Consider the following 12,166-nt stretch of genomic DNA (forward strand, 5'->3'; position numbering starts at 1 on the left):
TGTACGGATCGGCAGAGCAAAGCTGGGCACATGGGTACACCTGAATTAGTCAAATCGACCTCTGGCATTCGAGGGGTGGTCGGAAACGGGCTTGACCCGGTGATGATTACTGCCTACGGTGCCGCGTTTGGGACTTTCTTAAAAAAGGGACCGCTGGTCATCGGCCGAGACAGCCGACCATCGGGTGAGATGGTGTCGCAGGCGGTAATTGCCGGTCTGGTGGCAACCGGCATCAATGTTATCGATATCGGCATTGTCCCGACGCCGACCGTCGAGATCGCTATAACGAAGCTAAAGGCGAGGGGTGGGATCTGTGTAACCGCCTCCCACAACCCGTCGCAGTGGAACGCGCTTAAATTCTTCAACGCACGCGGCGAATTTATCACCCCGGAGGAATATGCCCGCCTTGACGCCATATTCAATGCCGGTCAGTTTGCCTATCAGCCGTACCAGAAGCTCGGAATCGTCACACGGCAGACCGGCTGGGTCGACAAACACGTGGCTGGTGTGCTTGCAATCAGACCGATCGATAAGACTGCGATCAGGAAGCGCCGTTTCAAAGTGGTGGTCGATGCCATCAACGGCGCCGGCTCGGTGGCGCTGCCGTCGCTCCTGGAAAAACTGGGAGCGCGAGTTGTTCGACTGAACTGCAATGGCAACGGCGACTTCGTGCACATGCCGGAACCAACGCCGAAAAACCTGCGCCAACTCGCGCGAGCAGTCAAGCAGCACCGGGCAGATTTGGGGATGGCCTGTGACCCGGACGCCGACCGCCTGGCGCTGGTCGACGAACGCGGCCGGGCGGTGAGCGAAGAGTTGACGCTCACCATTGCCGTAAAACAGGTGCTTGGCGAGGCGAAGGGCGCGGTGGTAATCAATCTCTCCACCTCTTCAGCTACCGCCGATGTGGCCGGCGCATCGGGAGCGAATGTCCATTACTCCCGGGTGGGAGAGTCGAACGTCGTGCAAATGATGCGCGAGAAACGTGCGGTGATCGGCGGTGAGGGGAATGGGGGGGTCATATACCCGGCATTTCATGCCGGACGGGATTCCCTGGTCGCTGCGGCGTTGGTCCTGGCCTGCCTGACAAGAGAAAAGCGCACTCTGTCTTCGCTTGTGGAAACCTTTCCTTCGTATTATACTATAAAAGGCAAAGCAGCATTGTCGGTCGATTTCACCCAGCGATTGCAGCAATTCGAACAAACTGCCGGACAACTTATGGGGACAACGACGGTAGACCGACGGGACGGCCTTCGCTTCGACTTTTCAGAGGGCTGGCTTCAACTCAGGTCATCGAATACCGAGCCGATCTTTCGGCTCATCGTGGAGACCAGACAAAAGCAGTTGACCGAGACGCTCTACAATCAGGTAATGAGTCATTTTGCATAGATACGAGGTCATACCATGTGTGGAATTGTCGGATATGTAGGGTACCGCAAAGCGCTGCCGATTCTCATGAACGGCCTCAAGCGGTTGGAATACCGTGGCTATGACTCGGCGGGTCTGGCGCTTCTCACCGACAATGGTCTGTGGATCTCCAAGTCTGTCGGCAAGATCAAGATGCTCGAGGAGCAGATCGGGAATCGCGATATCACCAGCACGCGCGGTATTGCTCACACTCGTTGGGCGACTCATGGCGAACCGAATGAGTTGAACGCCCATCCCCACACCGACAACTACGGCGAGATCGCCCTTGTTCACAACGGGATCATCGAGAATTTCCGCACCCTCAAGGAGTTCCTTATCCGCAAGGGAGTAGTGGTGCGCACCGAGACCGACACCGAGATCATGGTGCACCTCATCCGCCACAACTACCGAGGCGACCTGACGGAGGCCGTTCGCGAGGCGCTCCTTCAGGTGGAGGGGACCTACGGCATCGCGGTCATTTCGATGTTGCATCCGGACACGATCGTAGCGGCCCGCAAGGGCTCGCCACTGGTCATCGGTCACGGCGAGAACGAGAACTTCGTAGCATCCGATGTCTCCGCCATGCTCGAGCACACCAACCGTGTAGTGTATCTGCAAGACGGCGAAATCGCGACTATCACCCCCACCGACTATTCGATTACCACGATTCAGAACGTGAAAATCACTCCTAGTATCGAGGAGATCACCTGGACACTCGACATGATCGAGAAGGAAGGGTACGACCACTTCATGCTCAAGGAGATCCACGAGCAGTCAAGCACGATCCGCAATGCCATTCGCGGACGACTGAACTTCGATGACGGTATCGCCCGACTGAACGGACTCAACCTCCAGTACGATGAACTGCGAAATATCAAGCGGATAGTCATCACGGCCTGTGGCACTTCGTGGCATTCGGGCCTGATCGGAGAGTACCTGATCGAAGAACTGGCGCGACTCCCCGTCGAGGTCGAGTACGCGTCGGAGTTCCGCTACCGCTCGCCGATCCTCGAAGAAGGCACAGTTTTCTTTGCTATCAGCCAGTCCGGCGAAACGGCGGACACTCTGGCGGCGCTTCGCGAAGCAAAGAATCACGGCACCACCTGCCTTGGCGTGGTCAACGTGGTCGGGTCTTCGATCGCCCGTGAGTCCGACGGCGGCGTCTATATCCACGCCGGTCCGGAGATCGGAGTGGCTTCGACCAAAGCGTTTACGTCACAGGTGATGGTGCTCACGCTGATCGGGCTGCTGCTGGGACGGATGCGCTCGGTATCGGTCCAGCAAGGCCGTGAGTTAACCGAGTGGATACAGAAGATCCCGTCACAGGTCGAGCAGATCCTCCGGAACAGTGACCCTGTACAGAGAATCGCCGAGCAGTACGCCCGCGTGAACAACTTCCTGTATCTCGGGCGCGGTATCAATTTCCCGGTAGCGCTCGAAGGGGCGTTAAAGCTCAAGGAGATCTCGTACATCCACGCTGAGGGATACCCGGCTGCCGAGATGAAGCATGGGCCGATCGCGCTGATCGACGAGAATATGCCGGTGGTGGTGATTGCACTGAAAGACCCAGTATATGACAAGGTGATGTCCAACATTGCCGAAGTCCGGGCCCGCAAAGGGCAGGTGATTGCAATTGCCACGGAGGGAGATACTGAGATTGCCGAGCGGGTCAATCACGTCATTTATATTCCGCACACGCACCACCTGTTGACGCCGTTGTTGTCGGTAATTCCGCTGCAGTTGCTGGCATACTATGTCGCGCTGCACCGCGGCTGTCCCGTGGACCAGCCGAGAAATCTGGCGAAGTCGGTGACGGTGGAGTAACAGCTTAGCAGCAGCTTACCAAATCAAGTCTCCTCGACGGCCCGCCGACAATAAGGGTATCGAAGGAGACTTTTCCATGTTTGATACCTTAGAGACACCGGCGAGTACCTCATTCATCAATTTCGAGGCGCAGCAAATCATTACACCCAACCTGAGTCATGGCGAGCGGCTGATCTGGGCAGGACAGCCCAGACAAGGATTTTTCCTCCAGGCCGCGGACATATTCATGATCCCGTTCAGCCTGGCCTGGGGCGGGTTTGCCATCTTCTGGACCCTCACGGCGTATTTCAGCGGTGCTCCCTGGTTTTTTGTGCTCTGGGGCACGCCGTTCGTAGCTGTCGGGCTCTGGCTGATGGTGGGGCGCTTCTTCACCGACTCCCGCTCGCGGGCAAAGACCTATTACGCGGTGACGGACAAGCGAGTACTCTTTGTGAAGGCGGGTAAGAATCAACAGACTACAAGCGTCGATCTGAAATCGGTAGGCGACATTACATTTGTTCAGTACGGAAGTGGGCGTGGCTCCATTCTGTTCGGCGTCAGCTTTCCCTATCCGCAGGCTGCCAAGATCTACGCCGCCTCCGCGCGCCAGGGAAAGAACATCCCGATGTTCAATCAGGTCGACCGGGCCAAAGAGGTGTACGACCAGATCATGCGGGCGAAAGATTCGAGCAAAGAGTAGGGTCGATGGTCAAAAATAGCGGCGCAGGGACTCGAACCCCGGACACGTGGATTATGATTCCACTGCTCTAACCAACTGAGCTACGCCGCCATCATCGAGTGTTTAGCAGGCCCAATTTATCGGAATCGAGGTCGCTGTCAAGGAATTAGCCGTGTAGAGGCTCTGGTCGTCCAGCCACGACCCAAGGCACAAAAATAGAGCCGCCGGGCAGTCCATTGCCCGGCGGCCTGAAATCAAAAGGAGTTCCTCCTCACTAGGAACTCCTTCATCCCCACCTCTTAAATACCCTTCACCGCCATACTGCGTATATTTAAGAGTAACTGACTTCAGCCAATGGTATATCAATCGGTGTGCCAAAAGCGAACAGATGCGTATCAAACAGCTTAATCTCTTGTCATACAACGCAATATGCCGTCCAAGCCGACTCGCCAGATGCGTCTGGTATACGCAATCGCGCAACTCGTGCGGATAGACATCACACAGCATCCCGGCGACCGGCAGCTATTAGTCTCAACGACAGCTACTTAATGATTCGCACAATCTGCGCGCAACAGCTAAGATGCAAGCAGATTTGAGCCGAAAGGGCAGTTCCTGCGCGAAGAGTCTTCGGCTTATATTGCGAATGTCCGTCGATATCGGTCCACTTTGCCGATGAAATAGGACGCCGGCAGCGTTATATTGGAATATGTCAAGTCATGGTTCACACAGCGCCCACACCGGAGGCAGGCTTACCGGGACTATTCTTCTGAATATTGCCATAACGGTGGCGGAGTTCCTCGGGGGTATCTTCTCTGGCTACCTGGCACTGCTGGCCGATGCTGTCCACAACCTCTCGGATGTAGCCGCATTGATACTGGCTTGGTTGGGGGCCCGCGGGGCGGAGATGCCAGCGACCAAACGCTCGACCTTCGGCTTGAAGCGACTTGAAGTAATGACGGCGCTGGTTTCGGCGGTGGCATTAGTGGTGATTTCCGTGTTCATCTTCCAGGAGGCTTACGATCGTCTGGTCAACCCTCAACCGCTCATACGTCCCTGGTTGTTTCTGACCATCGCCGTGATCGGGTTGATCGGCAATGCGTTGTCGGTTTGGTTGCTGTATTCGGAAAAGAGCCGCTCGTTGAACATGAAAACCGCTTTCCTCCATATGATCTACGACACCCTTTCCTCAGTGGCGGTTATAGTCGGTGGGATAGTTATCCTGTGGACCGGGTGGACACCCCTTGACGCCATACTCTCCGCTATCATCGGGGTGATGATCCTGTGGTCCTCGTATCAGGTGATCCGGGAAGCCGTGCTCATTTTGCTGGAATCAGTGCCCGAAGGGGTGGATTTCGACCGTGTGCACGCCGCCATAGCCGGGATTCCTCCCGTGCGTGATGTCCACGACCTGCATATCTGGTCATTGTCATCGAAAGAATTTGCATTGTCCTGTCACATCTGTGTTGATGATTCCGACTACCAGCGGGGACCGGAGCTGATAGAACGGATCAATCGACTCCTGAGCGAGCAGTTTGGGATCGGTCATGGCACCATCCAGGTGGAGAAGGGGAACTGCGCCCGGACCGATCTGCTCTGCCGTCACAACGACCATCCTTGAGATATTTCAGTGACTAATCGAATCGTGCAGCTTGAGGTCGAGGACCTCGCGTTCGACGGCAAAGCGGTGGCGCATCTGGACGGGAAAGTCGTTTTTCTGAAAGGGGGCCTGCCGGGCGAAACAGTGCGGGCGGAGATATTCCGTTCCAAGCCCCGATACGAGGAAGGAGTGGTTCGGGAAATACTCACCAGGTCCGCGCATCGCGTTCCGGCACCTTGCACACATTTCGACTATTGCGGGGGGTGCACCTGGCAGGACCTGGAGTACCGGCAGCAACTGGCGTTCAAGAAAAAACAGGTGAACGATTGCCTAAGGCATCTTGGCGCGCTGGAATCCGTGTCGATCGGCGATGTGGTCGGCTCGGGGGAACTATTCAATTACCGCAACAAGATGGAGTTCTCGTTTCATGTGGCGGGTGACAATGGCTTCACGCTCGGTCTGCACCGTCGCGGCCATTTCGATGACATATTCCAGCTGGAGCAATGTCATCTCCAATCGGAGGTCTCCAACCACATCGTGAGGTTCCTGCAGGACTATGTGCGTCGCACTCGGATTCCCGTCTATGATGTCAAGTTCCATCACGGGTACCTGCGGTTTGTCGTGGTCCGGCAAACCAAACGAACCGACCAGCTCATGGTAAACCTGGTCACCAACTACGGTCAGTTTTCTGAGCCCGATGAGTTGGTGGCCCAGATGCGTTCGGCGGTGCCCGAAATCACCACCATCGTTCACAACCAGAATGGCCAGCGATCAAATATCGCTACAGGCGAGATTGAACAGATACTCTTTGGCCCGGGCTATATCGAAGAGCAGATATTCGACAGCCGCTTTCGCATCCACGCCAATTCGTTTTTTCAAACCAACAGTCTGCAGGCCGAAACGCTCTACCGTGCCGCGTTTGATCTGATCGCCCCCACGCCGGAGGATCGTGTCCTTGACCTGTACTGTGGAACCGGCGCGATTGGTATACTTATAGCCCCGATGGTGAAGCAGGTGACGGGGGTCGAACTGGTTGAGGCGGCGATCATTGCGGCGCGCGAAAACGCCGCCCTGAATGATGTCGAGAACATCGAGTTTGTCCACGGCGATGTCACCGCGTTCCTTCGGAACGCCCGGGCCGATGAGTTGGCGTACAGTCTAATCATCGTCGACCCGCCTCGGGCCGGGCTGCATCCCAAAGCACTCAAGCGGCTCAAGGAACTCCCTATCCCCAGGCTATTGTACATTTCGTGCAATCCGGCCACGTTTGCCCGCGATGCCAGGGAACTGGTGGCGGCCGGCTTTGTGCTCCCGCGTGTTATTCCAGTTGATATGTTCCCTCACACGATGCATATTGAATTGGTCGGGCTGTTTCATCGGGCGTAGGCACCCGACTTCGAATGGGGGAATAAACGAACTACAACTGATCGCGCAGATCAGGAGGATTGATGTTGGCACTACGACGATGGGGCGTTATCGTCCTGTTCGCATTCGTGATAGCAGCGCCGCTCCCGGCGGCCAATAAGAAAAAAGCCCCCTCGCTAAGCGACCTCAGCCAGGAGATACTGGAAAGCCTGCAGGCGTTCTATCCGGTGACCGCCACCGAGATGGGGATTCATACACACGACAAGAATTTGGCCGACTACTCTCAGGCATCGGTCAAGACCATGATTAACCGCCTCAAACAATATGAGATGCGGCTGCGCAAATTCGAAAAGCTGAACCTGTCTGCACCCGACAAGGTCAATTACAAGCTGATCAAATCGAATGTCGATGTGGCGCTGCTGAATCTGGGCCAGATCGAATGGCACAAGAAATCACCGCAACTGTATGTCGATGATGCCGTCAATGGCCTCTACTTCCTGGTGCTGTCGCGGCATGCCTCCAATGCCGACAAGCTTGGTGCAATCCTCGCGCGAATGAGAGCGGTGCCGAACCTGTTTGCGGTTGCCCGCGCCAACCTTCGCAGCGTCCCGGGCGTGTATATCGATGTCGCCAAGGAATCACTGCAGTCCGGCATGGAATTCTACCGTGATGTCGCGACCCAGTTAAGCAAGGAGTTTCCGGGGCGCGCCGGTGAAATAAGCTCGGCTGCAAGCGACGCACGCGACGCCATGACCGAGTTCATCGCCTATCTGGCAAGCCTCCCGCCCGGTCCCGAAAAGGGATATGCTATCGGCAAGGACAACTTCTCCTATCTGTTATCGCACCAGTATTTCCTGTCATACGATGCCGATTCACTTCTCAAGCTCGGCGAGAAGCTGCTGGATGATGCCCAGAAGGCGTATCGTGATTTCGAATCCTATGTCGAACTCAATCATCAGAACGGCCAGGATTCCGTCTTTATACCCAAGTCGTTCACGCGCCAGGACATCCACGACTACTACGCCTGGGAAGTTGATCAACTGAAGACCTTCCTGACCATGAATGATATTGTGCACATTCCGCATGATATCGTCCCAGTGGACGTAGTCGAGACGCCGCCGTTTCTTCGGTCGATGATCGCCGGTATCGCGTACCAACCGGCCGGACCGTTCGACAAGGAGCAACGCGGCATTTTCTACGTCCGGCCGATCCCGGACTCGCTTGATCGTGAACAACTCGATGCGCGATACCGGTACGTTCACAGGCGGGGTTTTCGCGGGTCAGTGGTGCATGAAGCGTTCCCCGGCCACCACCTGCAAATGCAACTGGCGGCGCGGAATATCGATCCGGTCCGCAAGTGGCAGATGAACTCGATGATGCTGGAAGGGTGGGCGCTGTACTGCGAAGAGATGGTGTATCGGGCCGGGCTCTATGGGCAGGAAGACCCCACCCAATGGTTGGGGACTCTCGGAGGTATTCGGTTCCGTGCCGCCCGCATAGTGGCCGATGTCAAGCTGCATACGGGGGAATTCAGTTACGATGAGTGCGTGGAGTGGATGATCAAAACGCTGGATATCGAGACGGAGTCGAGCGAAGATTACATTCGTCGTGAAGTCAGGCGCTATACGCTCTCGCCGACAGTTCAGATGTCGTATCTGATCGGCAAACTTGAGATCCAACGGTTGAAGGATGCCACTGCTAAAAAAGAGGGTGTCAATTTCTCCGAGCGCGCTTTCTATGACAAGCTGCTTAGTGAAGGTTCGATACCGCCAACTTTGCTGTGGGAGATTATGGGGCTCACACCCGACGGAACCGTGAGCACCGTAATCCCTTAGCCCGCAGGCTCACAGTTTGGGCTTGTTGCGTGCGTCGGCCTCCTTTACAGTGATCACCCTATTCCTTTACAATCACGTAGCACGTTGGTGCGCAATGGGATAGCTTGTCAATTTCTCATGGCTATGAGCCTGCTTCCCATATTGAAATATGGGCCAATTCCAATTGGCTCATCGGCAATCGGTTAGGGCAACTCGGCCCGATTTTGCTTTTTCGGCCCATATCCGGGGCATATATTATTTTCATGGCCGAGAAGATTATCTGGGCGCCGTGGCGGTCGGCGTTCATTCTGAGCAAAAAGGAAAAGGGGTGCATCTTCTGTCGGCGATTTCGCGCCCGGGACTCCGTCAAAAATCTGATCGTCCATCGCGGCGAGTCCGCCTTCGTTATCATGAACAAATTCCCGTACAACACCGGTCACCTGCTGGTTGTCCCGGTTCGACATGTCAGCCACCTGGAGAGACTATCCGAGGAAGAGTCGTGTGAATTTTTCGAACTCACGCGGCTCTCCGTGCGAGTCATCAAGAACGTACTTCGCCCCACCTCGCTCAATATCGGTATGAACCTGGGACGAGGTTCCGGGGCGGGCGTGCCGGGACATCTGCACATGCATATCGTGCCGCGCTGGATCGGCGACACCAATTTCATGCCGGTGATCGGCAAGACCAACGTGGTCTCGGTGCCGCTTGAGCCGGTGTATGACCGGCTGCGCCAGGAGTTCGCGAGGTCATGACGCGGAAAAAGAAAGTCCCCACCAAGGCGGAGCTGCTGCAACTGCAGAAGCTGTACAAGACCGATGAGAAGATCGGCGAGCGACTGGGGGGTGTGCCTGCCTATCTGGTAGCATATTGGCGGCGCAAGAAAGCGATTCCCAAACACTCATTGCCCAAGTTCTCGGAGATCGAGGTCCGCAACCTGTGGGAACGGTATGGCGATGATGAAAAGGCGGGGCTGGAGATCGGTCTTTCCAAGGCGGCATTCTACAACTGGCGCCGCAGGTACGGCATCAAGGAGAAACCGGCATTTCTCAAGCTCGAGCAGCTTGAGTTCAATTTCCCCGGCGCCAAACTGAGCGCCCACGCCAATTCTCTCTATGGCAAGCAGACAGTCGCCCAGAAGATCTTGGCGAGAATCGCCGGAGTTGAAAAAGTTGAGCGAGGAGAGACGGTCGAGGTCGAACCGGACATGGCCGTCGTGCACAACGACATTGGCGCCGTCATGCAACTCTTTCGCAAGCTCGGGCCGGAGTTTGTCTGGAACCCATCACGGATCGTGGTTTCAGAGGACTGCGTGCCATCGCTGGAAAAGCATCGGTCGCCGGAGGCGGATCAAAAAGCCGCGCGCGAGTTTCTCAAGCGACAGCGCATCAAAAGTATCTATGATTTTCGCGAAGGGTTCTGCCACCAGGTCGTGATGGAAAAGGGGCACGTGTTGCCGGGGCAACTGGTGCTTTCAACCGACCGACTTGCCGCCGCCTATGGTGCCATGTCCAGCCTGGCAACCACGATCACGCCGGACCAAATGGCGTCAGTATGGGCTGAGTCGAAGGCTTCGATCAAAGCACCTGAAACTATCCGCATTACGATAAGCGGCCGCAAAGGGCGGGCGGTATTCGCTAAAGATATTTTTCTGTCTATTCTCCAGAAGTTGACCGCGACCGGTGCACAGGGGAAAGTGGTTGAATATGGCGGCTCAGTGATGTCGCAAATGACCATGAGCGAGCGGTTCACGTTATCATCGCTGGCGGTGGAACTTGGCGCCAGTGGAGCGGTCTGCCCGTACGATGCCGCCACGCGCCGGTATGTGACCGGACGCGCCGGCAACAACTACAAGCCGGTGATTCCCGACAAAAATGCCGAGTACTCCGAAATGTATCAGGTGGCGATCGACCAGGTGGTGCCGCAGCTCGTCTGCCCGCCCAAGAGCGATACAGTCCGTGCGGTGGCGGAACTCGACGGTACTCAAGTGCAACTAATCATTCTCGGCTCACTCACCAACGGTCGGTTCGATGATCTGCGGGTGGCGGCGGACATTCTGAAAGGGAAGCATGTCAGCCATGATTGCCGCCTGGTGATTATGCCGAGCTCCCGGACTGTCTACCTTGAGGCTTTGAAAAAGGGGCTGATACGTGTGTTCATCGAAGCCGGCGCGGTGGTAGTGAGTTCCGGCAGTTTCAGCGAAATCGCGGCCGCCGGCATGCTGACGGCGGGGGATCGGTGCATGGCGACAACCGGTTCGGATCTTATGACGCAGTTGTCATCGAAAGGGGTCGAGGTGTACTTGTGCTCTCCGGCGACTGCGGCCGCATCGGCGCTTCACGCCACCATCACCGATCCGACGAGGTTTGTGCGATGAAGTATGCGAAGAAGCTCTTACGTCGCACGCCTCCAGCTCGATCTCACTTGGATATAGATCCCAGTATTCTTCCTTACAAGCCTGATTACCCTGGGCAGCTCTCTGATTACCTCCATCAGATCAGAGAGGCAATACGGCTGAACAAACACCACGATCACCGCCGAAACCTATTTCTGAACTATCTCCGGCAAGCCTACGGCGTCGAAGCGCACGAAGTCGAGATAGAACAAAAGGTCAAGGTTGCCAATGTTCAGGGATTCATCGATGCGTTGTTCAAGTATCTGATTTTTGAATTCAAAATTGACCTGGAGCGAGAGCGACCGGCCGCCCTCCTTGAGCTTAGCAAGTACCTACAAGCACAGAAGGAGCCGGCGGAGTACTTAGCACTTGTCACGGATGGTCTGAAATTTGAGCTATTTCAGATAGATGGGGACAGTCTATCTGCCATTTCGACGTTCTCACTTGATGAATCTGACCCGCTAGCGTCCTACCGCGCGTTGGACAACTTGGTTTTTGCGTCGAAGAAGGTTACTCCCAGATCGATAGACATCACAACTCGATTTGGCTCATACAGCGCTATCTTCCGGAAAAGCCACTCTCTTCTTAAGCGACTTCTAAACAGAGTCAGGAACCATGGCACCGTAAAGGTGAAGATCGGTGAATGGAATTCGCTCCTGGCAAGGGTATATGGTGAACCGCTTGGAGATGAGGACCTTTTTCTAAAGCATACGTACCTTGCTGTGTTCTCGCGATTGCTCGTAATGAATGCGCTCTTTGGCAACAGGCGACGGACCAAGGCGGTCTATAAGGGTATTCTGGACGGTACCTTCTTTGCCAAAAACAACCTGCCGAATCTGGCTGAGCCGGACTTTTTCAGTTGGGCGCTCAAAACTGAGATTGAAGATGACTTCATTGGTTATCTCGCAAGTATTGATGCGTATTTCACGCCGTATAAGTTGGACACTATCGGTGAAGATCTCCTTAAAGAAATCTACCAGGAACTAGTGTCCTGCGTCACAAATGTCTTGACATATAATTGAGTTTGTTGTATGTTGGTGTTCATGAGAACAGCACCATCCATCGTTCTGAGCAGGAGCGAGCAGCGTACGCTCCAGGAATGGGCTCGT

The 12,166-nt window shown here is 55.5% G+C and carries 9 protein-coding genes and 1 tRNA gene; 9 read left to right on the forward strand and 1 reads right to left on the reverse strand.

The features are described 5' to 3' along the window. Positions 1 to 30: 30 nt before the first annotated feature. From glmM to AB1644_04680, 3 genes are all read left to right on the forward strand, one after another. The gene (gene glmM, locus AB1644_04670) at positions 31 to 1,389 is read left to right on the forward strand and encodes a phosphoglucosamine mutase (protein ID MEW6050341.1); all 1,359 of its coding nucleotides are present in this window, start codon (positions 31 to 33) and stop codon (positions 1,387 to 1,389) included. A gap of 15 nt (positions 1,390 to 1,404) precedes the next feature. Further along, positions 1,405 to 3,231 carry a glutamine--fructose-6-phosphate transaminase (isomerizing) gene (glmS, locus tag AB1644_04675; protein MEW6050342.1) on the forward strand — a complete coding sequence of 609 codons (1,827 nt, stop codon included), beginning with the start codon at positions 1,405 to 1,407 and terminating at the stop codon, positions 3,229 to 3,231. A gap of 76 nt (positions 3,232 to 3,307) precedes the next feature. Beyond that, positions 3,308 to 3,910 (forward strand): hypothetical protein, encoded by a 603-nt coding sequence (locus tag AB1644_04680; protein ID MEW6050343.1) that lies wholly within the window; start codon positions 3,308 to 3,310, stop codon positions 3,908 to 3,910. A 16-nt stretch (positions 3,911 to 3,926) separates the two neighbouring features. Here AB1644_04680 and AB1644_04685 read toward each other — a convergent pair. Next, positions 3,927 to 4,000, reverse strand: a tRNA-Met gene (locus AB1644_04685). Between the two features lie 595 nt (positions 4,001 to 4,595). Here AB1644_04685 and AB1644_04690 point away from each other — a divergent pair. The 6 genes from AB1644_04690 to AB1644_04715 all read left to right on the forward strand — a co-directional run bounded on the left by AB1644_04690 (position 4,596) and on the right by AB1644_04715 (position 12,079). Next, positions 4,596 to 5,507, forward strand: coding sequence for a cation diffusion facilitator family transporter (locus tag AB1644_04690; GenBank protein ID MEW6050344.1), 912 nt, complete (start codon positions 4,596 to 4,598; stop codon positions 5,505 to 5,507). A 9-nt stretch (positions 5,508 to 5,516) separates the two neighbouring features. Beyond that, the gene (gene rlmD, locus AB1644_04695) at positions 5,517 to 6,872 is read left to right on the forward strand and encodes a 23S rRNA (uracil(1939)-C(5))-methyltransferase RlmD (GenBank protein ID MEW6050345.1); all 1,356 of its coding nucleotides are present in this window, start codon (positions 5,517 to 5,519) and stop codon (positions 6,870 to 6,872) included. Between the two features lie 62 nt (positions 6,873 to 6,934). After that, complete coding sequence (locus tag AB1644_04700) at positions 6,935 to 8,686, forward strand: DUF885 domain-containing protein (GenBank protein MEW6050346.1); 1,752 nt, start codon at positions 6,935 to 6,937, stop codon at positions 8,684 to 8,686. 242 nt (positions 8,687 to 8,928) lie between these two features. Continuing rightward, positions 8,929 to 9,417, forward strand: a complete 489-nt coding sequence (locus AB1644_04705) for an HIT domain-containing protein (GenBank protein MEW6050347.1) — start codon at positions 8,929 to 8,931, stop codon at positions 9,415 to 9,417. Next, positions 9,414 to 11,039 carry an aconitase family protein gene (locus AB1644_04710; GenBank protein ID MEW6050348.1) on the forward strand — a complete coding sequence of 542 codons (1,626 nt, stop codon included), beginning with the start codon at positions 9,414 to 9,416 and terminating at the stop codon, positions 11,037 to 11,039. Before AB1644_04705 ends, AB1644_04710 begins: the two co-directional genes overlap by 4 nt. Next, the gene (locus AB1644_04715) at positions 11,036 to 12,079 is read left to right on the forward strand and encodes a hypothetical protein (protein ID MEW6050349.1); all 1,044 of its coding nucleotides are present in this window, start codon (positions 11,036 to 11,038) and stop codon (positions 12,077 to 12,079) included. Before AB1644_04710 ends, AB1644_04715 begins: the two co-directional genes overlap by 4 nt. The last annotated feature ends 87 nt before the right edge of the window (positions 12,080 to 12,166 follow it).

This window comes from Candidatus Zixiibacteriota bacterium (assembly GCA_040753875.1).
Classification (GTDB): domain Bacteria; phylum Zixibacteria; class MSB-5A5; order GN15; family FEB-12; genus DATKJY01.

What these genes read in the sequence shown, in the direction of transcription:
- AB1644_04700 (MEW6050346.1), top strand. Translation starts at nt 6,935, where the DNA reads ATGTTGGCACTACGACGATGGGGCGTTATCGTCCTGTTCGCATTCGTG.
- glmM (MEW6050341.1), top strand. Translation starts at nt 31, where the DNA reads ATGGGTACACCTGAATTAGTCAAATCGACCTCTGGCATTCGAGGGGTG.
- AB1644_04690 (MEW6050344.1), top strand. Translation starts at nt 4,596, where the DNA reads ATGTCAAGTCATGGTTCACACAGCGCCCACACCGGAGGCAGGCTTACC.
- AB1644_04710 (MEW6050348.1), top strand. Translation starts at nt 9,414, where the DNA reads ATGACGCGGAAAAAGAAAGTCCCCACCAAGGCGGAGCTGCTGCAACTG.
- glmS (MEW6050342.1), top strand. Translation starts at nt 1,405, where the DNA reads ATGTGTGGAATTGTCGGATATGTAGGGTACCGCAAAGCGCTGCCGATT.
- AB1644_04680 (MEW6050343.1), top strand. Translation starts at nt 3,308, where the DNA reads ATGTTTGATACCTTAGAGACACCGGCGAGTACCTCATTCATCAATTTC.
- AB1644_04705 (MEW6050347.1), top strand. Translation starts at nt 8,929, where the DNA reads ATGGCCGAGAAGATTATCTGGGCGCCGTGGCGGTCGGCGTTCATTCTG.
- AB1644_04715 (MEW6050349.1), top strand. Translation starts at nt 11,036, where the DNA reads ATGAAGTATGCGAAGAAGCTCTTACGTCGCACGCCTCCAGCTCGATCT.